The following is a 20305-nucleotide window of genomic DNA, read 5'->3' as shown; positions in this document are numbered from 1 at the left end:
CCCCCGGGTGTCGCCCGCCCCGGCGGCGTCCGGCGGCGGTTCCGCCGGAATCAGGTTGAGGGTGATGCCGACGTCCGCCGCGCCGTGCGCCCGCAGCACGGCCGTGCCGAGACCGTGGGCCAGCAGCAGGTGGTGGACGGCCCGGACGGCGGCCCCGGCGTCCCGCACCCCGGGGGCGTGCCGCCCGGTCAGGTGTCCCTCGAAGGCCGAGCACCAGGGCTCGTTCAGGGTCGACCAGTGCCGGACCCGGTCGCCGAGTGCGCTGACGACGTGCTCGGTGTAGTCGGCGAAGCGCAGCGCCGTGTCGCGGTTCGGCCAGCCGCCGGCGTCCTGCAGCGGCTGTGGCAGATCCCAGTGGTAGAGCGTCAGCCACGGGTCGATCCCGGCGGCGAGGAGCTCGTCGACGAGCCGGTCGTAGAAGGCCAGCCCGTCGGGGTTCACGGCCCCCGACCCGGCCGGGACGATCCTCGGCCAGGCGACCGAGAACCGGTACGCGCCCAGGCCGAGGCCGGCCATGAGGGCGACGTCCTCGCGGTAGCGGTGCAGGTGGTCGGCGGCGACGTCACCTGTTCGACGCCGATACGGGCGCGACGCTGCGCCCCGCGCCCGCCGCCCTCGCCGCCGCCTGAGGAGCGCCGCCCGCCCTCCTGCCGGGCCGTGGCCGGCGGGCGGTGCGGCGGGCGGGATCAGTGCTGGTGGTCCGGGACAGTCGCCTCGGGGTGGTCGCGGAGCCAGGCGATGTTGGCCCGGCTCTCGTCGTCGACCGGGGTGTAGATGACCATCCGGGTGCCGGGCAGGGCTGTGAGGTCCAGGTTCGTGGAGCGGGTCGCGATGTCCCCGACCGCCGGATAGTGGAACACCTTGTCGCAGGGCCGCGGCGGGGCCACGTCGTGCGTCGCCCACAGCCGGGCGAACTCGGCGCTCGCCGCGCACAGCCGCTGGACGAACTCCTGCCAGCCCGGGTCTCCCATGTGCTGGCTGTACCGGTACCGGAAGATCGCGACATGTTCGGGTGCCTGCTCGTCCAGGTTCACCAGCGGGTTGCAGCAGCGCGGGGTCGTGAACGCGAACCAGATCGAGTTCCGCGCGGCGGCGGGGGCGTTCACGAGGATGGGGAACAGCGCGGCGTAGGCGGCGTTCCAGCTCAGCACATCGGAACGCGCGTTGACCAGGCACGCGGGCAGCGGGTCCAGGCTGTCGAGGATGGTGCGCATGTCCCGCGGCAGAGCCGGCGCCTCGTCGGTGGCGGGCTGCGGCCCGGGCGTGTCGGCCAGGCGGTAGAGGTGCTCGCGCTCGGCGGCGTCGAGCCGCAGCGTGCGCGCCACCGCGTCCAGCACCTGCGGGCTGGCGTTGATCGGACGGCCCTGCTCCAGCCAGGTGTACCAGGTGACGCCCACGCCCGCGAGCTGGGCGACCTCCTCCCGGCGCAGGCCCGGCGTGCGGCGGCGGGGCCCCGGCGGCATGCCGACCTCGTCGGGGGTGATGCGCTCCCGCCGACTGCGCAGGAACGAGGCCAGCTCCGGCCGGCGCCGCCCGTCCCGCGGGCCGGCCGTCGCCCGCGGGCCGGCCGTCGTCGAGCCCGCCGGCGCCGGGCGTACGTTGCGGACCGCCGCGGCCGGAAGGGCATGGGACTGCGTCATCGTCACGGCCACCAGCTTGTCCGCTGGGTGGCGCCGGTGCCAGGTGCTGCGAGTACCAGTATCGACAGGCTCTCGTTACCAGTATCCGGACCGCCTCATGCTGAGGCTCATGGTCGAAGCAGCACACACCTCTCGGACGCGGGCACCACATCCCGCCACTGAGCGCCCGGCGGCCGGCGGAGCCCTGCTGGCCGTCATCCTCCTCGGCCAGTTCATGGCCATCCTGGACGTCAGCATCGTCAACGTGGCGCTGCCGACGTTGCGGACGGATCTGGACGTCTCCGGCGCCGGGCTACAGCTGATCGTCGCCGGCTACGTCCTCTCCTACGCGGTTCTGCTGATCACCGGTGCGCGGCTGGGCGGCATGTTCGGGCACCGGCGCGTGTTCAACGCCGGGCTCGCCGGGTTCACCGTGGCCTCGCTGGCCTGCGGCCTGGCACCCGGGACGTCCTCACTGATCGCCTTCCGGTTCCTGCAGGGGGTCAGCGCCGCGCTGATGACCCCCCAGGTCATGAGCCTGATCCAGCGCAATTTCGCCGGTGCCGCGCGGATGCGGGCGCTCGGCTACTTCTCCGCGGTGATCGCGGGCGGTGTCGTCGTCGGCCAGGCCGCCGGCGGGCTGCTCGTCAGCGCGAACCTGTTCGACGCCGGCTGGCGGACCGTCTTCCTGGTGAACGTGCCGATCGGGGTGCTGCTGCTCGTCGTCGGCCGGCGGGTCATGCCCTCGGACGAGGGGCGCGCGGGGGTCGACCTCGACATTCCCGGCCTGCTCGTCCTCAGCGCGGCGGTGCTGCTCTTCGTGATGCCGCTGATCCTCGGTCACGAGCTGGGCTGGCCGGCCTGGACGGCCGTGTCGCTGGCGGCGAGTGTCGTCCTGTTCGTGGTCTTCGTCCTGGTGGAACGGTGGGTCGCGGCCCGCGGGCGACGTCCGCTGATCTCGGGACGGGTGCTGCGCGCGCCCGGGTTGCTGCCCGCCGCCGGCACGCTGCTGCTCGGGCCGGCGTCGTGGGCCGGGTTCCTGTTCACCACCACCCTGCACCTGCAGGGCGACCTGGGGATGAGTCCGCTGCGCTCCGGGCTGGCGTTCGTCCCGTGCGTCGTCGCGTTCGCCGCGGTCGGGCTGAGCTGGCAGCGCCTGCCGTCCAGCTGGCACGCGAACCTGATCCCGGTCGGGCTGGTGTTCGCCGCCGTCTCGTATCTGTTCCTCGGGCCGCTGGCCGGCGGCGGCGCGCGCTACGAGATCCTCACCGCGCTGATCGGCCTGGGACTCGGCGTGATGTCGATCATCATCTCGGTGACGCTCGAACACGTCCCGGTCGAGGACGCGGCCGACGCCAGCGGCCTGCTGCTGACCCTGATGCAGCTCGGCCAGGTCATCGGCATCGCCACGGTCGGCACGGTGTTCCTGACCACCGCCGCCGACGGCGGCTCGACCCGCGACGCGGAGTACAGCACCGGCTGGGCGCTCGCGGCGGTCGCGTTCGTCGCGGCGGCGAGTGCCCTCCTGCTCGCCCGGCGTCGCGGGCGGCAGCTGAGAGTGGTCGTTCCCGTCCAGGCACACGACGTCGATCCGGATCGTGCGGATCAGGTGATCGTGGCCGCTCCCACAGTGCCGACCGGCGTCTAACCCGCGGCCGTCCCCAGCCGGCCCGCGCGTGGCCCGCCCGCCCCGTGGCCGGGTGGGCCTGCCGGTCTATCCGGTGGCCCCGGCCGGCTGGTCGGCGATCCAGGCCGCGATCCGGGAGCGGGAGGTGAACCCGAGCTTGTTCAGTATCTGCTGGACGTGCGTCTCGGCCGTGCGGGGGGAGATCACCAGGGCCGCCGCGATCTCCTTGTTGCTCAGCCCCCGCGCGACCAGGTCCGCGACCTGGCGTTCCCGTTTCGTCAACCGACAGCCCGGATCCCGCCCGGCGGCGCCGGCCGGCGAGGCGGAGTACGACCCCTTCGTCGCGCGGGCGCAGGCGTCCTCGGAGGAGAGGGCGGCGCCCTGCGTCCAGGCGGCGTCGAAGGACCGCCTGCCGAGCGCCTTGCGGGACCTGGCCTCACAGCGCCGGCGGAACCTGAACAGGGCGGGCAGCGCGACGGTCGAGGTGCCCATCCGCTCCCAGAGCCGGTCCGCCGCGCCGAGCAGGACGGCGGCTGTGGCGCACTCACCGAGGCTGGTCTCGATCCAGGCCAGCGTCTCCAGGCACAGCGCGAAGCCCAGATGGTCGGGCCGGCTGGTGAGCGCCGCCGCCAGGGTGAGCAGAGCCAGGGTCTCCTGCTCGCGGTTGAGGTCACCGTCACGGCGGAACTGGGCCAGCGCCTGCTCGAGGCTGAGCCACGACTGCTGCCCGGGCCCGGTCCACTCCTGGTCGGCCCGCGCGGCGAGATCGGCGTACCAGTCACGGTGCCGGCGTCGCATCGCCTGCCACCCGCCGCTTTCCTCGAGCTTCTCCTGCCCGTACTGCCGCAGCATCTCCAACAGGAGGAAACGGCCGCGTTCCGCGCCGGGTTCGTACGTGAGAATTGACTTGTCGACCAGGGAGAAGATCAGATCCAGCAGGGGCTCGGCGAAACGCTCGTCCCCACATATCCCCTCGGCGGCGTCGAGCTCGAAACCGCCGGCGAACACCGACAGATGGGTCCACAGGAGCCGCTCCTGCGGCGTGCAGAGATCGAAGCTCCGGTCGACGCAGGTACGCAGTGTGCGCTGACGATCGGCGACGCGCCGGCCGTCATGGCGCAGGATCTCCGTGTTCTCGCTGAGACGGGCCAGGATTTCGGCGGGCGGTAGCGCCCGGGTCTTGACCGCGGCGAGCTCGATGGCGAGGGGGATCCCGTCCAGCCGGCGGCAGATCTCGCCGACCGCGGCCCGGTTGTCCTCGGTGAGCTCGAAGTCCGGGCGGACCGAGCGTGCCCGCTCGCGGAACAGTGTCGTCGCGTCGGAGGCGGCGTGCCGGCGCGCGTCGTGCCCGTCGGGTACCGGGAACGGAGAGACCATGTAGACCGTCTCACCGGCGACCCGCAGCGACTCCCGACTCGTCGCCAGGACGTGCAGATTGGGGCAGGCGCCCAGCAGGATGTCGGTCAGCTCGGCGCAGGCGTCCACCAGATGCTCGCAGTTGTCCAGTAACAGCAGAATGCGTCTCGACGCGATGTGATCGGTCAGCGTCGCCAGAAGCTGGTCGGCTCCCCTCGGCGGGCATCCGAGAGTGGCGGCGACGGTGTGCCCGAGCAGGCGTGGGTCGCGTAGTTGGGCCAGCTCGATGAACCAGGCTCCGCCCGGGTACGCCCGCCGGGCTTCGGCCGCGGTGCGTAACGCCAGCCGGGTCTTGCCCACTCCGCCGACACCCGTCACCGTGACCAGCCGAACATCGCCGAGTAGCCGTCTGAGGTCCGCGCATTCGGTCCGTCGTCCGACGAAGCTTGTTCGTTCTGCCGGCATCAGCTCGTTCAGGGACCGCAGCTCGTTCAGGGGCCGCAGCGGCGTTGGCGCGGGCATGGATCATCTTTGGCCGCCGCGGTGGGGGTCGTCAAGGCGCTACGTAGTACGGACGGTCCCCGTACCCGCCTGCGTAGTTCCGCTGAGGATTCCCGGCGGTCAGGCATCGATGCTGTTCCGGCACACCACCACGGGCACACCGGTGGGGGATTGGCAGGAGCGGGCCGCCGGTCTACCGGTTCTGCCGATCTGACGGCGCGAGCCCGCGTACGCTGAAAGGGACTACATGCTCACGCCGTTTGACGACTATCCGGTTCACCAGACCGCACTGCCTGTCGCGCACGCGGGCGGTGGCCATCCCGATCACTACGACCGGTTCTGGTTCAACGGCTACGACGAGCAGATGTATTTCGCGCTCGCGTTCGGTCTCTATCCCAGTCGTGGGATTATCGACGCCGCCTTCAGCGTGGTTCACGACGGGGTGCAGCGGTCGGTGTTCGCGTCGGGGCGCATCCCGTTGGACCGGACCCGGACGAGCATCGGCCCGATCTCGGTGGAGATCGTCGAGCCGCTTCGGGTCAACCGCATCCTGGTCGACGCCGCGGAACACGGGCTGGTCGCCGACCTCACCGCCACCGCCCGTACGCCGGCTCACGAGGAGCCGCGGGCCACGCAGTATGACGGGACCGAGCTTCGCACCGACTCCACCCGGGCCACCCAGATGGTGACCTGGACCGGTCAGCTCGCATCCGGCGGCCAGGACATCCGGGTGAACGACGGGACCTACGGCACGAAGGACCGCTCCTGGGGAATTCGTGGTGTGGGTGAACGTACGCCCGCCGCACCGCGTACCGCTCTGCCGCAGGTGTTCTTCCTGTGGGCGCCGCTGAACTTCGCCGATGAGTGCCTGCACTACGTGGTGATGGAGAACGAGGCGGGGCAGCCCTGGCTGGAGCGCTCCGCCGGAGCGTCACTGCTCCTCGCCCCGGGCGAGACCGTGGAGCTGGAGCCGCTGCAGACCTTCCGGATGAAGGGCGTCGGCTACCTGCACCCCACATGGGGACACGGCCGATGGCACGACGAACTGGCCGTGGGTGGCGAGACCTTCAAGGTGGCGGAACTGGACACCATTGCTCCCGACTGTGTGCACGTTCAGCAGGTCGTACGCGCGGTCTGGGGTGACCGAATCGGACTCGGCGTGCTGGAGCAGCTCGTCATCGGATCCTACGAACCCGGTGGATTCCGCGGCATGCTCGACGGCGCGCCGGAATGATCCATCGATGCCCCAGTCCACACCGTCCACGATCGCACCCCAAAGGAGACCGCAGAATGAGATTCATCCCTGACCGCTTACGCAACGGGAGACGGCGCCGAAGTCCGCTGCTGGTGGGATTCGTCGCCGCTGCCTCGTCACTTCTCCTGCTCGCCGTGGGTGCGCCCGGCGCGTCCGCCGTCACGCTGGGGCCGGTTTCCCTGCCGGGCGACGAGGCGCCGCACCGTGACGCATCGATGGAGTGGTGGTACTTCACCGGGCACCTGCAGGGCAAGGACATCTTCGGGAAATCCCATGAGTATGGGTTCGAGATGACCATGATCCGTATGGATGCGCTGGGGACCGAGCCGGTAACAGCGATCTGGAACGGGCATCTCGCGATCAGCGACATCACCCACCAGGCATTCAAGCAGGACGAGGCGACCTACGCACTCCTGCCTGACGTCGTTCCGGCCGGTGGTGGCTTCAACAACACCGTCGGCCTGTACCACATGGATGGCAAGAACGGCGTCAACCATCTTTCGGGCGGCTTCGCGGACCTCAGCTACGCGGGCATCAACCTCACCCTCCGTCAGACACAGCCGGCGGCGCTGCACGGGAATGCCGGAGTCATTCCCTACGGGCCGTTCGGTCAGTCCGGCTACTACTCCCAGACGAACCTCAAGGCGAGCGGAACGCTCCTGGACCACGGTGTGCCCGTGAACGTCACCGGCACCGCCTGGCAGGACCACCAGTGGGGTGACTTCACTGCTGGTCCGGGAGGCTGGGAGTGGTTCAGCATCCAGCTCGACGACAACACGCAGTACATGCTCTACTTCATCCACAATGCCAACAACCAGCTTGTTGAGACGGTCGGCACCCGGGTGAACGCCAACGGCACCACCACGAACCTCGCCCCCGGCACCATCTCCTCGACGCCGCTGGGTAGCTGGACGAGCCCACACACAGGCATCACCTACCAACAGAAATGGTCGATCAACGTTCCTGGTGGATCGTTGACGATCACACCCCGGCTCGCCGACCAGGAGCTGTACAACCCGCTTGTTCCGCAGGGTTCGTACTGGGAGGGCACCTCGACCGTGACCGGCACCATAAACGGTGCGAACATCACCGGTAAGGCGTACGCCGAGCTGACTCCGTCCATCACGCTTCCGACCCGCGGATCTGTGTGGCAGGGAATCCTGGACGCGCTCAACCTCTGATCACACCCAGAGAGACGATGTCGCCACCGTCGCAGAAGCGGCGGTGGCGACATCCTTGATTCCGGGCCGAGACGACCGGTGCTCAGAGCCGGGTGATGGTGGCCAGCCAGGACGGGATCGCGCTCGGCCCGATGGTGATCTCGATCTCGGCCGGTTCGACGGAGTCGACCCGCCAGCCGTCGGTGAAACCGGCTCGGATCTCGTGCTGGCTGACCCGGCGTGGTCCGGTCTCCCCGGGAACCTGATCATTGAAGCAGAGCATGAAATAGCGGCCGCCGCTGGCGATCGTGGCCCCGAGGGTCGCGATGAAACGGGCGCGGTCGTCGTCGGTGAAGACGTGGAACAGGCCGCAGTCGAGCACCGTGTCGAACCTCTCGTCGAGGGCGACCAGCTCCAGCGCGTCCCAGACCAGGAACCGAGCCGAGATGCCCCGGTCGGCCGCTTTGGCATCGGCACGGGCGATGGCTGCCGCGGCGGTGTCGACGCCGGTGGCCTCCAGGCCGCGACCGGCGGCCATCAGAGCGTGTTCCCCGGTGCCGCAGCCCACGTCGAGCACCCGGCCGCGGATCAGCCCCGCCTCGGCGAGGGCCTCGAACGCAGGCTGGGGGCGGCCGATGTCCCAGGGCGGTGTCCCCTGGTAGAACGCGTCGAAGTCAGCCGGATGTCGCGGCCGCAGCGGAATGGGCACGCCGTCCGGACCGTTCGCGATGGCCATGCGCAGCGGTCCTCCTCGGTGTTCGGGAGCGGTGCTTGTGCGCCTGGGACGGCGACGATGGTCACTGTGGATAACCCATCCATCGCTCCTGGCGTCCACCCAGACTACGGCGCTTGCCCCGGGAGCACCCGCTGGCCGCAGCTGCCCAGGCGACCGCGCGCCGGTCCAGGGCCGGATTAAGATCATCGCTGTGCGCAGGGTACTGGTGGTGGGGGCGTCCGGGGCCGGGAAGTCGACACTCGCCCGAAACATGGCGGAACGCCTGAAAGTGCCACACGTCGAGCTCGACGCGCTGTACCACGGCCCGGGCTGGGTGCCCCGCCCCGCCTTCCGGACCGACGTCGACGAGATCACCGGCGCCCCCGGCTGGATCGTCGACGGCAACTACGCGGCCGTGCGCGAGCTCCTGTGGGCCCGGGCGGACACGGTCGTCTGGTTGGACCTGCCGCGCTGGCTGGTCGAATGGCAGGTCGTGACGAGGACGGCCCGCCGGATCGTGTGCCGGACCACGCTGTGGAACGGCAACCGGGAACGCTGGCGTGAGCTGCCGCGGGCCTCGCATCCGATCCGCTGGGGGTGGCGCAAGCATGGTGAGTACCGGACGCGCTACGGCGCCCGCTTCGCGGATCCGCTCAACGGCGGGAAGGAGCTGGTCCGGCTGCGCAGCCGCCGGGAGGTCCGCCGCTGGGTCGCCGCACTGCCACCGGCGCCCCTCGACCGGACTGCACGATGAGACCTGAATCCCGAAACAGACCTGGCTTCTGGGACGAAACAGACTGAGCCCCTGGGACCTTGTGGGTCCCAGGGGCTCAGTCTTCAGGAGTCAGCGACATATTTGATCACAACAGCCCCGCGGGTACACGGGCGCGGCCGCGTCGGCCCATGATCGACCGACCTACTCCCGAACCGACCGCTGGCGATCGGCGGCAGTAGTCCCCGCGCAGTAGTTCCCGCGGTCTGTACGTGAACTGTCTGCCCAAGTCAGAGGTACCGCCGGACTGTTGGGTATGCCCACCAACTATGTCAAACGCACGAATCCTCGCGCGCCCCCGCGTCCGAAAACCGCACTTCACGGACAGCAGGGTGAATACGTTCAAGTCTTGAAATGATCTCGATGGCGACGTGGGCCGGTTGCCACGCAGCTACGCGATCGGGCTTGTCGGACCCCTGCAAAAACTGAGGTTCTAGCCCCAAGACGAGCTGGCTTCTATCTACTTGTGCTAGCTGAGGGGCTGCACCTTGGCGGCCTGCGGCCCCTTCTGCCCCTGCTCGATGTCGAAGGAGACGCGCTGCCCCTCTTCGAGCGACTTGTAGCCGTCACCCACGATGGACGAGAAGTGGGCGAAGACGTCGGGCCCTCCGCCGTCCACTGAGATGAAGCCGAAGCCCTTCTCGGCGTTGAACCACTTGACAGTACCTTCTGACACGGTCGCTCCTCGCTCGCTTGCTGCGGTACACCCACGTGGTGTCCCGAATCTGCGCGGTGATCTCCAACTTCTGATCACCGGTGATGCCATCCTGAAGGTGACCGGCGGCACCCAAATAGAAGAGCAACGGATCCACCGTACACCTTGATCGCGAGTGTGTCGCCTGCGGTCGATCGTGGACAGGAAGCGGCCGGCGGGTCGTGTGCTCCGTGCGTGGCCGGATGCGACCGGGTGGGCGTCGGACCCGCGCACGCCCGGATGACAGTCACCGCGCCTGTGGGGCATACGCGTAGCATGCTGTTGTGACAGCCGATGACCTGTGGAGTACCGCGGACATCGCCCGTCGGCTGGGCATCTCGGCGGATCGTGCCCGGCGGCTGTGCGCTCGTGATGATTTTCCCGAGCCGATCCGGTCCGTGCCCTTTTTCGACCTGTGGCGGGCCGGCGACGTCGAGGCCTGGCTCCTGGAGGGCCGGACCGCGGAGTGACCGTCCCGGCACCGTTATCGCCCCCGAACACGGGCCACACGAGGGCTACACGGCACACCGCGACGTCGACACACGCCAACCCGGCTCAGATGGGTCAGAGGATCGCGTTCGGCTGAATCCGCGCAGGACGGATAAGTCGTTACCAGCTGACAGCACCAGCTGACAACACCAGATGACAACCAAGCCTTGAAGCCAAGCCTTGAAACGTGAAAAACGCGGGCCGCGTGCCCGAGGGGCAGCGGCGTCCACCTGGGAAGGCTTCAGGCGCCCGGTTCGAACGCGGAGATGTACGTGCCGGGGTGCGTGGCGCCGTCCTGCCGCAGGACGGGTCCGCGCGTCCACGGGACCGACAGCGAGTCCCGCTCGTCCGGAGGGGTCAGGACGAGGGTGACCGGAGCGAAGACAGGGTTGCCGGTGCCGTCGCCGGGGTCGGTCGGCAGGTAGGCCAGCGTCGCGTGTGCCCGCTCGCCGGGCGCCAGGACGACCCGCGTGGGATTGACGAGGGTGGACCGCACGAGGTCCCAGGTGTCTCCGGTCGCCGACCGCAGCTGCGCGCCGGGGTGTCCGTACAGGGCGCAGCCGGCCGCGGAACGGTTGGCGAAGATCACGTGAAGCTGTTGCTGGCCTGTGCCTTCCGCGGGTGCCGCGTCCAGTGACGCGGCGAGTCCCGCCGCCGTGCACCGCGCGACCGCCGGGGACGGCTCCGCGCCGTCCCGCGGATCGGCTCCGGCAGCCGCGCCGGACTCGCCCGATCCGACCGACCCGCCGGGCGAGACCGCGGCCCCGGGCGAGACCCTGGTGCCGGGTGAGATCGCGGGGGAGCCCGCCGTCGTGCCGGCCGAATCGCCGCACGACGCGGGAAGGACGGCCGCGACCAGCACGAGACCGATCGTCCACCTGCGGTGCACCACACCTGACGGCCGTCGCACGCGTCCTCCATGACGATCGAGGGCCCCGCGCCGGCACCGTCTCACGCGCGGACAGACGGCGTCGGTCCAGGGTCGCGACGCCGACATCGTGCGCCGTGCCCGGCCGGGCCCGGCCCGGCCCGGCCGGATCAGACGCTCAGCAGAGCGTGCTCGTCGGCGCCGTAGAGGAGCTCGAAGCGACGCTGGTAGGACGGCCACCAGAAGCGGTTGAACAGAAAGCGCGGGATGGGCGGAACGGTCGCGAGGGCGGCCGTACGCAGCTCCTTGTGCGCGCCGCTCGAGTACCACCCGAAGACCGCGGGCGCGCGCCGCCGGCCGATCTCGGCGAGTGCCTGCCGGCCGATCTCCTCCATCTCGGCCAGGGTCAGATGGTCGAGCATCAGCGGGAGGACGACCGTGTCCTCGTGGTCCAGGTGCACGTTGATCAGGTCGTGCAGCGCCTCGAGAACCTGAGCCCGCTCGGTGAGCGCGACGGCGGTGTCGGCGGCCGCGGCCAGCAGCGGGTCGACCGACTCGTGCTCGGCGGCGAGAGCGTCGAGCTCGCCGGCCGCCTCCGGCGCGCGCAGGCGCAGCAGCGGCCAGAGGTCCCGGTCCTCGCCGGCATGATGGCTGTGCAGGACGCCGGTGGTCAGCGCGATCTGCTCCTCGATCAGCGCGGCGTGCTCGGCGTCCCGCGGGGCACGGGCGACCCGGGCCAGCCGGCCGAACTCCCGGCGCATCCCGGCGTGCGCGATGACGAAACCGGCCAGGTCATCCATGATCAGTGCGCGGGCCATCGAGGTTCCCTCCCTTTTTCCTTCGGATGGGACTCAGCGTGGCGGTTGCCGCTTTACGGGCACTTGGCAAGCGCTTGGTGCGCTCTTGCCGTCCAGTAGGGGGAGTCGTTCGCCTCGAGCAGGGCGAGGGCCGCGGTCAGGTGCTCCCGGGCGGCCATGTGGTCGCCGAGCGCCAGGTAGGCCTCGCCCAGGTGGCTGTCGACGGCCCCGACGACCGCTGTGCAGGTGCCCAGGCTCGCCAGCTCGCCCGAGTGCGGCCGCAGGTGGGCGATGTCCTCCTCGACGGTGTCCAGCACGCCGAGGGCCACCGCGGCGTTCAGCCGCATGACGACCGCGCTGAGCCAGGTGTAGTCGCGCGGCGGCAGCCGCATCTCGGCGAGCGCGGCGCGGCCCGCCTCGGGGAGCCCGGCGGCGGCGAGGGCCAGCGCCAGCGACCCGCGCAGGGCCTCGATGCCGGTGGAGGCCAGCGAGCGGGCCAGCGTGTCGGCCAGCCGGGCCAGCGTGCCGGCCTGGAGGGCCCGGTCGATGACGTTCGCGACGAACGAGCTCTCGACCCCGTTCTGCGCGGCCAGCCCGAGGCGCCCGACGGCGGCGGTCGCCACGTCCGCGGACTCCTCGAGCTCGCCCGAGAAGGCCAGCAGCGCCGCCCGCATGATCGCCGCCTGGTAGGCGAGGGTCGGCGAGCCGAGCCGGGTGATCATCGTGTCCGCTTCGTCCAGCGCGACCCGTGCCCGCGCGACGTGGCCGAAGCGGACCAGGTTGTCGACGAGGGTGAGGTGGGCGCCGACCAGCAGCTCCGGTGGTGTCGACGGCAGGGACGCCAGCTCTCGCGCGCAGGCGTGCCGGTGCTCGGCGTAGTCGACCCCGGTCACGGTGAGGCTGCGCAGGTGCAGGACCCGCGGCAGCAGCGCAGGGTCGTCGGCGACGTCCCGCGCCGCGGCCACGGCCAGTGCGCCGGCCCGCTCGGCCTCGGCCATCCGTCCGACGTGGGATTCGAGCACCGCGAGGCAGCCGACGGCCAGCGCCCGGTCGCGGCCGGCGGCCGGCAGCCCGCCGAGCGCCCGCTCGAGCGCGCGGTGCAGTCGGCCGCGGTCGGTGCCGTAGGGGAACGGGAACCACGGCGAGCCACCCATCGCGGCCTCGGCGACCCGGACGATCAGGTGCGGATCGTCGCCGGCCTCGTCGAGGGCCCGGTCCACCACGTCGAGCCCGTCGTTGAGCTGGCCCGCCGCGTACCGGGCGCTGACCAGGCCGAGGAGGAGCTCCAGCCGGGTGCCGCGGTCTGCGCCCGCCAGCTCGGCCGCGGCCAGCGCCTCCTGCCAGTAGCCGGCCGCGTCCTCGGGCGCGAGCCGGTCGGCCGCCGCGCGCGCCGCGCGGGCGGCGTGCTCCGTCGCGGCACGGGCCGTCTCGGCGCCGAGCTCGGCGGCGGCCAGCCAGTGCCGCGCGACCTCGCCGGCCCGCTCGGGACGTCCGGCGTACCGCTCGGCGGTGACCTCGCCGTACCGGCGGTGCAGGTGCGCGCGGCGCAGCCGGGAGTGGCCGGCGTCGAGCGCCTCGCGGACCAGCGAGTGGGAGAACCGGAACCGGCCCAGCCGGTCGCCGGCCTCGGTGATGAGCCCGGCGGCGAGCGCGGCGTCGAGCAGGTCGAGGGATGTCTCGAAGGTGTGCCCGGCGACCTGGGCGACCACGTCCGCGTCGAACTCGCCGCCGGCCACCGCCGCCGTGGCGAGCAGCGCGGCGGCGGGCTCCGGCAGGCGCGCGACCCGCCGGGACAGCACATCGCGGACGTGATCGGGCAGCGCGCCCTGCGCCCTGTCCTGCTCCGCGCCCCGGTCCGTGGCCGGCCCGGCGGCGCCGGGCCCCGCCAGGCCGCGTCGGCCGGGCCCGCGCAGGCGGACGAGCTCACCGATGAAGAACGGGTTGCCCGCGGTACGGGAGCGCAGGGCGCTCGCCGTCTCGGGTCCCGGGTCCGTGCCGGTGGTGGCCCGCATCAGCTCGCGGACGGCGGCGTCGTCCAGCCCGTCGAGGCGGAGCCGCTCGCAGCCGGACCTGGCCAGCGCGGCGCGGGTGTCCGCCAGCGCGCCGGCCTCGTGGGTGCGGAACGTGCCGATCACCATCACGCCCCGCGGCGCCGCCCCGCCGACGTGGGCCAGCAGCCGCAGCGAGGAGACGTCCGCCCAGTGCAGATCGTCGAGGACGATGACCAACGGCGCGGCCGCCGCGAGGTAGCCGGCGACTCCCTCGTACAGCCGCAGCCGGGCTCCGGCCGCGTCGTACCCGCCGGGCTCCTGCGCCCGCTGGTCGATGAGCGCGGCCACGCCGGGCGGCACCGGGACGTCCGGCCGCGCGGCGGCCACCGCGCGCAGGCTCTGCTCCCAGGGCCACAGGGCCGGCGCCACCTCGTGCTCGGGGCACGCTCCCCAGGCCGTCAACCGGCCGCACCGGCGGCCCAGCTCCGCAACGAGCCGCGTCTTGCCGACACCCGGCTCGCCGTCGACCAGCACCACGCGCCCGCGCCGGGCCGGCGCCGGGATCGCCGCGAGCAGCGCCGCCAGGGCCTCGTCGCGGCCCACGAACGGGCCGGACGGCTCAGGGGCCCCGGCCCCGGCGGGGGACACGTCGGGGAGCACGGGCCGCGGGCCGTCCAGCCCCGTCGTCGGAGACACGGCCGGCTGCGCCGCGGCCGGCTGCGCCGCGGGCGGCTCGTGGGCGCCACCGGTCCAGGCCAGCGCGGGGTCGTGACGCAGGATGGCGAGTTCCAGGGCGGCGAGCTCCGGCCCGGGGTCGACGCCCAGCTCCTCGGCCAGGTGGGCGCGGGCCGCCCGCAGCGCGGCCAGCGCCTCCGCCGGCCGGCCACACCGGTAGATCGCGAGGGCGAACAGCCCCCAGGCCCGCTCGCGAAGCGGGTGACGCGCCGTGAGGGCCTCCAGATCGGCGGCGGCCTCGTCGTGCCGCCCCAGCTCGACGAGCGCCCGCGCGCGGTCCTCGACGGCGCTCTGCCGCAGCTCCTCGAGACGTCCGGCTTCCGGCCTGATCCAGGACGCGTCCCGCACGTCGGCGTAGGCGTCACCGCGCCACAGCGCCAGGGCGGCGTCGAGGGCGGGCAGCGCCTCGGCCGGTCGCCCGGCCTCCAGCGAGCCGCGGGCCGCGCCGAGCGCCGCGACGAACTGCCGGGCGTCGACCTCCGCCGCGCCGGTGCGCAGCACGTACCCCGGCGCCTGGGTCACCAGCACGGTCGCCCGCGCCCGGGGGTCCCGCTCCGGCTCGAGCAGACGGCGCAGGTTCGAGACGTACACCTGCAGGCTCGCCGTCGCGCTGGCCGGCGGCTGGCCGTCCCACAGCCGCTCGATGATCGTCTCGACCGGGATGACGGTGTCGCCGGCCGCCAGGAGAAGGGCGAGCAGCGCGCGCTGTTTCGGTGGGCCGAGGTCGAGTGGCGCACCGCCCAGGAGCACCTCGACCGGTCCGAGGACCTGAATTCGCACGGGCCCGATAGTAGGGCCGGTGCGAGTGCGCCCGTGGCGTGATGGGCCGGTCAGTCGACCGCGGCCGCGCGAAGCCCCGAGATCAACGTGTCGTCACAGCCGGCGAAGAAGCCGCCGACGACGTCCTCGATCTGGCCGAAGGATTCGGCCGAGTACAACACCGGCTGGTATCTCGTGATGTCGTAGTCGGTGGTTCCCATGGCCGTGACGTCCAGCGGGCGGACGTTCACGGAGCGGAACTCCGCCATTTCTCCGTACGAGGAAAGGATTCCGGCGCCGTAGGCCTTGAGCTCGCCGTCCTCGTAGACCGTGCCGAATTCCAGCGTGAACCAGAAGACCTTGGAGATGAACTGCAGCGTGTCGGCCGACTCGGCGCGGCGGGCCGCCGCGCCGGCCGCCCGGTACAACGCGGCGAACCGGTCGCTGGCGAGCGCGTTCGCGTGCCCGACGACCTCGTGGACGACGTCGGGTTCCGGTGTGTAGAAGGGCACCGTGTGGTGCCGCAGGTACTGGGTGGCGTGGAAGACGCCGTCGGCGAGCGAGCCGTAGAACTCCCGCAGCCCGACGAGCCCGGCCGCGGGAACGTAACGGAAACCGGTCAGCTCGCTCAGCGGCCCGCTCACCTCGTCCAGCTGCGGGATCCGGTCGGCGGGCAGGCCCAGCCGCGCCGCGCCGCGCAGGAACTCGGCGCAGGCACAGCCGCGGTAGGCCAGCGCCAGCTCACCGGTGACCAGCCGCCAGAGCGCGTGCTCGGCCTCGGTGTACGCCACCCGTGGAACGGGCTGTCCTGGTCTCCACCGCAGGGCGAGCTGGGCGATCTGGTTGCGCCGGGCCTGGTATTCGCGGTCGGCCGCACCCGGATGGGAGCTGGCCAGGCGGACTTCGACCTGCCCGTCCGCCTTTTCGACGACAGGGGCGAAATACTGCGTCTCCTCGAACACGGCCACCTCCTCCGCCGGGGTAGTACCCACGGCCCAGGACACCACCCGCTCCGCGGGGTCGCAACCACACCGCGCGGTGTGGCCCCGGCCGGGGCGGTGAGCACACATATCGGGCGGGCGGCAGGCGCCGGTCGGGCGGCACGTACGTCACGTTCCGGGCGCGACCGCGGCCGTCGCGGGGGCGGCGGCCGCCCCGGTCACTCTGGACCGCTCGGCACCGACGACGTAATCTTCGAGCGCGATCGCCGCGTACCGGTACCGGTGGGGAGATTCCATGTCGTATGACTCGGCAGCGGTAAGCGGGGAGCGCGCCGGACCACCCGGCGAAACGATCGATGACGACTGGTGCCGGAACCAGTTCGATCACCTGTCGCAGGAACTCGTCGACAACCTGTACCCGGCCCTGACGCGGATGCGATCGTTATGTCCGGTTACCCGCAGTGACCGGTATGGCGGTTACTGGGTCGTCACCAGGTATGACCACGTCCTGCGGGTTGCCCAGGAATGGGAGACCTTCTCCTCGGCGTTCGGGCTGACGGTTCCGCCCAGCCCGATCGCGACGCGGAACCTGCCGGTGGAGATCGACCCACCGCTGCAACGTGAGTTCAAGCGGTTGATCAACGCCTACTTCACGCCGAAGGCCGTGCTGCCGTGGGAGCCGCGGACCAGGGCGTTGGTGAACCGTCTGATCGACGGTTTCGTCGAGCGCGGCGAGTGCGACTTCATGGCCGAGTTCGCCCGGCCCTACCCGGCTCTTTCCTTCTTCGACGTCGCGATCGGCGCACCCGCCGACCAGATCGAGCGGGTCGCCTATCTGGCCTCGAAGTCCGGCGCCCCGAAGGATCCTGACGCGGCGGCGTGCTGGCGTGGCCTGTCCGAGTGGATCAACGGCTTTCTCGACCAGCGGCGGCGTGAGCCACCGCGCGGCGACGTCGTCGACGCCGTTCTCAACGCCGAGATCCAGGGCCGGCCGATCACGCATGAGGAGATCATCGGCACGGTGCAGCTGCTGATCCTCGGCGGGCTGGAGACGACGGCCGGCGCGCTCGGGCAGATCATGCTCCGGTTCTGCCGCCAGCCGGAGATCCCGGCCGCGCTGCGTGCGAACCCCGACCTGCTGCCACAGGCGGTCGAGGAACTGTTACGCCTGGACGGCCCGTTCGTCCAGATCACCCGCACCGCCATGCACGACACCGAGATCGACGGCCATCAGATCAGGCAGGGCGAGAAGGTCATCATCTACTGGGCCTCGGCGAACCGGGACGAGGACGAGTTCCCCGCCTCCGACGAGTTCGACCTCGACCGGAAGATCAACCGGCACATGGCCTTCGGAGTGGGGCCCCACCGCTGCGTTGGCTCCAACCTGGCCCGGATGAACCTGCGCATCGCCCTCGAGGAGCTGCTCGGCAGGCTCCACGACCTCCGGCTGCAGGACGGCGCCGAGATCCACTTCCATCCGACCGTGAACCGGGCGCCGGTCGCCGTTCCGGTCACCTTCGCCCCCGGTCCCCGGCTCGGCGCCCATGGCTAGCCCGCCCCGCGCGGGCCTGCCGACCTCGCGCGGCATCGAGCACCTGAACATCACCGTCGCCGACCTCGACGAGGCGACCGCGTTCTTCGCGGACGTCCTCGGATGCCAGACGCTGTACACGATGGGCCCGTTCGAGGGCCGCCGCGGCCCGTTCATGCGGGTCATCGCGAACGCCGACGTCCGTTCCGTCGTCCACCACGTCCGCGTGCTGCGCAGCCCGTTCCTCAACATCGAGCTGTTCCAGGTGAGTACGCCGCGCCAGCGGCCGCTGTGGCCCGACCTGCTCGACATCGGCGGCTGGGGCCTGGTGGTCGCGGTCGCGGACGTCGACGCGGCCACCGACTACCTGCGCGGCAAGGAGCTCTACGAGCTCGGTGCCGGCAGGTGGATGACCTCGTGGGGCTTCCACTTCGAGGTTGTCGCCTCGCCGGCTCCGGCTCCGGCCTGGCCTCCGGGCCCCGGGGCGCTGCCCGGGTTCCGCGGCTTCGAGCGGATGCACATCACCGTCGCCGACCTCGACGAGGCGAGCGCCTTTTTCGAGGGCGTCCTCGGTTTCGAGCGGGGAGCGGACCTCTCGCCCTGGCCGCGGGGCGGCCCCGAGGGCGGGCTGCGCGCGTTCGCCAACGTCGATGCCCGGGCCAGGCCGACCCGGGCGCGCTCCCTGCGCTCGCCGCACCTGGCGGTCGAGATCATCGAATGCCCGCCGTACCCGGGGCAGAACCAGAGCTGGCCGGCGATGTTCGACATCGGCGGGTGGCACCTGGCGTTCTACGTCGACGACATCGACGCCGCCTTCGAATGGCTGACCACGCGTGACGTCCACATTCTCGGCCGGAAGAAGCCGGCGTACCTGTTCGAGGCCGGCGACGAGGCGTACACCATCCACTGCCTCGCGCCGTTCGGCCTCTACGCCGAGCTGGTGACCTATCCCCACGGGCGGCACCTGGCGGCGGAGCACGCCGGCCCCGCCTGGCACCCGGCCTGGCCGAACGGCTGAGCCGCCGGCCCGGTCGGGCTGCCGGGAGTTCGGTCAGCCGTCCTCCTCGGGCGCGTACCTCGCCAGGGACGGCACCGCCGGGATGAAGTAGTAGGCGCCGGTGACGGGCGTCGTGTAGCGGGTGAGCGCGTCGCGCAGGCCGTCGTCGCCGCCGGCCATCCGCCGCAGCATGATCTCCAGGCGTCGTTGCTCGCTGCTGAAACCGACGAACATGGTGCCGTGGTCGGTGACCGTGCCGAAGGCGGTGTTCCGGCGGAAGATCTTCAGCTCGGCGCCGTCCTCCTCGACGACCGTCCGGGAGACGTGCGAGGTCGGCGGCATCACGTCCTCGTCGAGCTCGACGCTGTCGGCCTTGGTGCGGCCGATCACCCGCTCCTGCTCCTCGACGGGGAGCTCCTGGAAGCTGTCGGAGTCGTGCCGCCACTGCTGGACCAGGACGACACTGCTGCCGGCGCCCGCGCCCTCCGCCACCACGGCCACGCCGGCCGCCTCGAGCAGTGACGGGTTCTCCGTCCCGTCGATGAACCCCGTGAGATCACGGTCGTGCTCGTACAGCCAGCCGGTGACCTCACTGGCGACCGTCGCGATCGTGGCCAGCGCGGCGACGACATCCCGCGTGTTGTTGAAGACGGCGGTGCGGTCACCTCCCGCGACCCAGACCCACGCGTCATGCTGGGTGGTGGGCATCTGGAACCCCTCGATGCCCACGACCGGCTCGGTGAAGCTGTGAACCCCCGGTGGCATTCCATCGGGCTCGACGAGCGCCCACAGCTCCGGGCGGAAGCCCACGACGAGGTTGACCCCGCCGCCGGTCGACAGCGGGCCGGTCAGCGCCGCGACCGCCTTCACCAGCTCCGCGGCTGACGCGCCGTCACGAAGGTCGAACTCGAGGTAGCAGTGCTCCGGCGTGCCGAGCCCGAAGATTCCCGTCTGCGTCACCAACCCAGCCTTTCCCGTCCGCGGCCCCATGGCCGCACGCCCCATCCTCGTCGACTCCGCCAGTGGGGGAGACAGCCGACCGGCCCCGGAGGTGCCGAGGACCGGTGAGCCCATCAACCTCCGTGATGGACGGCCTCGATGTTGTGGCCGTCGAGATCGCGGAGGAACACCGCGTAGTAGCCGGGGTGATACTCCGGCCACTCGCGTGGCGCGTGAAGCACCTCGACGCCCGCGCCGAGCGCGGCCTCGTGGACGGCGTCGACGGCCTGCCGGTCAGCCGCATGGAACGCCAGGTGCAGCTCCCGTGCCTCGGCACGCGCCGCAGGGCTGAGCCAGAAGGCGGGCACCCCGTCAGGACCGGCGAGCCCGACGACGGCGGACCCCTCGAGCGGGATGCGCATCGCCTCGCGCATCCCGAGCGGGGCGAACACCGCGAGATAGAGGGCGAGGGAGGCCTCGACGTCACCGACCTGGACACCAACGTGATCAAACATGGGCACACCGTAGCCACGGCCTACGACAGTTTCGGCCCTCGCGC

General features: G+C 71.6%; 18 protein-coding genes and 1 pseudogene. 7 read left to right on the top strand and 12 right to left on the bottom strand.

Annotation, left to right across the window (positions count from 1 at the left end; translation table 11 throughout):
* Both FMEAI12_RS11985 and FMEAI12_RS11980 read right to left on the bottom strand, forming a co-directional pair.
* Positions 1–570 (bottom strand): annotated as a pseudogene (locus tag FMEAI12_RS11985) (glycoside hydrolase family 1 protein); the annotation flags it as partial.
* 116 nt (positions 571–686) lie between these two features.
* Complete coding sequence (locus tag FMEAI12_RS11980; protein ID WP_200835262.1) at positions 687–1640, bottom strand: helix-turn-helix transcriptional regulator; 954 nt, start codon at positions 1638–1640, stop codon at positions 687–689.
* Between the two features lie 97 nt (positions 1641–1737).
* Between FMEAI12_RS11980 and FMEAI12_RS11975 the strand changes: the two genes are divergently transcribed.
* Complete coding sequence (locus FMEAI12_RS11975) at positions 1738–3267, top strand: MFS transporter (RefSeq protein ID WP_235013917.1); 1530 nt, start codon at positions 1738–1740, stop codon at positions 3265–3267.
* Positions 3268–3333: 66 nt separating this feature from the next.
* Here the strand turns inward: FMEAI12_RS11975 and FMEAI12_RS11970 are convergent, their stop codons facing one another.
* Positions 3334–5124 carry a LuxR C-terminal-related transcriptional regulator gene (locus FMEAI12_RS11970; protein ID WP_112106076.1) on the bottom strand — a complete coding sequence of 597 codons (1791 nt, stop codon included), beginning with the start codon at positions 5122–5124 and terminating at the stop codon, positions 3334–3336.
* A gap of 226 nt (positions 5125–5350) precedes the next feature.
* Between FMEAI12_RS11970 and FMEAI12_RS11965 the strand changes: the two genes are divergently transcribed.
* Positions 5351–6337, top strand: a complete 987-nt coding sequence (locus tag FMEAI12_RS11965) for a hypothetical protein (RefSeq protein ID WP_112106075.1) — start codon at positions 5351–5353, stop codon at positions 6335–6337.
* Between the two features lie 56 nt (positions 6338–6393).
* Positions 6394–7539, top strand: a complete 1146-nt coding sequence (locus FMEAI12_RS11960; RefSeq protein WP_112106074.1) for a lipocalin family protein — start codon at positions 6394–6396, stop codon at positions 7537–7539.
* A gap of 82 nt (positions 7540–7621) precedes the next feature.
* On the opposite strand, the gene FMEAI12_RS11955 is transcribed toward FMEAI12_RS11960, so the two are convergent.
* On the bottom strand, positions 7622–8254 hold the full coding sequence (locus tag FMEAI12_RS11955) for a bifunctional 2-polyprenyl-6-hydroxyphenol methylase/3-demethylubiquinol 3-O-methyltransferase UbiG (RefSeq protein ID WP_112106073.1): 633 nt from the start codon (positions 8252–8254) through the stop codon (positions 7622–7624).
* A 190-nt stretch (positions 8255–8444) separates the two neighbouring features.
* Between FMEAI12_RS11955 and FMEAI12_RS11950 the strand changes: the two genes are divergently transcribed.
* Positions 8445–8987 (top strand): AAA family ATPase, encoded by a 543-nt coding sequence (locus tag FMEAI12_RS11950; RefSeq protein WP_235013916.1) that lies wholly within the window; start codon positions 8445–8447, stop codon positions 8985–8987.
* Positions 8988–9474: 487 nt separating this feature from the next.
* On the opposite strand, the gene FMEAI12_RS11945 is transcribed toward FMEAI12_RS11950, so the two are convergent.
* Positions 9475–9681 carry a cold-shock protein gene (locus tag FMEAI12_RS11945; protein ID WP_018502733.1) on the bottom strand — a complete coding sequence of 69 codons (207 nt, stop codon included), beginning with the start codon at positions 9679–9681 and terminating at the stop codon, positions 9475–9477.
* 302 nt (positions 9682–9983) lie between these two features.
* Here FMEAI12_RS11945 and FMEAI12_RS11940 point away from each other — a divergent pair, with 302 nt between their 5' ends.
* Complete coding sequence (locus tag FMEAI12_RS11940; RefSeq protein ID WP_112106072.1) at positions 9984–10169, top strand: AlpA family transcriptional regulator; 186 nt, start codon at positions 9984–9986, stop codon at positions 10167–10169.
* A gap of 260 nt (positions 10170–10429) precedes the next feature.
* Here the strand turns inward: FMEAI12_RS11940 and FMEAI12_RS11935 are convergent, their stop codons facing one another.
* The 5 genes from FMEAI12_RS11935 to FMEAI12_RS39220 all read right to left on the bottom strand — a co-directional run bounded on the left by FMEAI12_RS11935 (position 10430) and on the right by FMEAI12_RS39220 (position 16576).
* Positions 10430–11098 carry a DUF4232 domain-containing protein gene (locus tag FMEAI12_RS11935; RefSeq protein ID WP_112106071.1) on the bottom strand — a complete coding sequence of 223 codons (669 nt, stop codon included), beginning with the start codon at positions 11096–11098 and terminating at the stop codon, positions 10430–10432.
* 128 nt (positions 11099–11226) lie between these two features.
* Positions 11227–11874, bottom strand: coding sequence for a hemerythrin domain-containing protein (locus FMEAI12_RS11930; protein WP_112106070.1), 648 nt, complete (start codon positions 11872–11874; stop codon positions 11227–11229).
* A gap of 53 nt (positions 11875–11927) precedes the next feature.
* The gene (locus FMEAI12_RS11925) at positions 11928–15359 is read right to left on the bottom strand and encodes a BTAD domain-containing putative transcriptional regulator (protein WP_200835261.1); all 3432 of its coding nucleotides are present in this window, start codon (positions 15357–15359) and stop codon (positions 11928–11930) included.
* A 50-nt stretch (positions 15360–15409) separates the two neighbouring features.
* Positions 15410–16300 (bottom strand): phenylalanine 4-monooxygenase, encoded by an 891-nt coding sequence (locus FMEAI12_RS11920; RefSeq protein WP_112106080.1) that lies wholly within the window; start codon positions 16298–16300, stop codon positions 15410–15412.
* A 147-nt stretch (positions 16301–16447) separates the two neighbouring features.
* Positions 16448–16576, bottom strand: coding sequence for a hypothetical protein (locus tag FMEAI12_RS39220; protein ID WP_255565684.1), 129 nt, complete (start codon positions 16574–16576; stop codon positions 16448–16450).
* On the opposite strand from FMEAI12_RS39220, the gene FMEAI12_RS11915 reads away from it, so the two are divergent.
* Both FMEAI12_RS11915 and FMEAI12_RS11910 read left to right on the top strand, forming a co-directional pair.
* The gene (locus FMEAI12_RS11915) at positions 16575–17831 is read left to right on the top strand and encodes a cytochrome P450 (RefSeq protein ID WP_112106069.1); all 1257 of its coding nucleotides are present in this window, start codon (positions 16575–16577) and stop codon (positions 17829–17831) included. The genes FMEAI12_RS39220 and FMEAI12_RS11915 overlap by 2 nt on opposite strands.
* On the top strand, positions 17824–18828 hold the full coding sequence (locus tag FMEAI12_RS11910; RefSeq protein WP_112106068.1) for a VOC family protein: 1005 nt from the start codon (positions 17824–17826) through the stop codon (positions 18826–18828). The genes FMEAI12_RS11915 and FMEAI12_RS11910 overlap by 8 nt, the downstream gene beginning before the upstream one ends.
* Before the next feature lie 33 nt (positions 18829–18861).
* On the opposite strand, the gene FMEAI12_RS11905 is transcribed toward FMEAI12_RS11910, so the two are convergent.
* Both FMEAI12_RS11905 and FMEAI12_RS11900 read right to left on the bottom strand, forming a co-directional pair.
* A complete protein-coding gene (locus tag FMEAI12_RS11905) occupies positions 18862–19767 on the bottom strand; it encodes a Dyp-type peroxidase (RefSeq protein WP_112106079.1) in 906 nt (301 codons plus the stop codon).
* A gap of 113 nt (positions 19768–19880) precedes the next feature.
* On the bottom strand, positions 19881–20261 hold the full coding sequence (locus tag FMEAI12_RS11900; RefSeq protein ID WP_112106067.1) for a VOC family protein: 381 nt from the start codon (positions 20259–20261) through the stop codon (positions 19881–19883).
* Positions 20262–20305: the final 44 nt, after the last annotated feature.

Source organism: Parafrankia sp. Ea1.12, from assembly GCF_900465275.1.
GTDB lineage: Bacteria > Actinomycetota > Actinomycetes > Frankiales > Frankiaceae > Parafrankia > Parafrankia soli.
The sequence above is the reverse complement of the archived record's forward strand: the minus strand, read 5'-3'. Positions and strand labels throughout refer to the sequence as shown.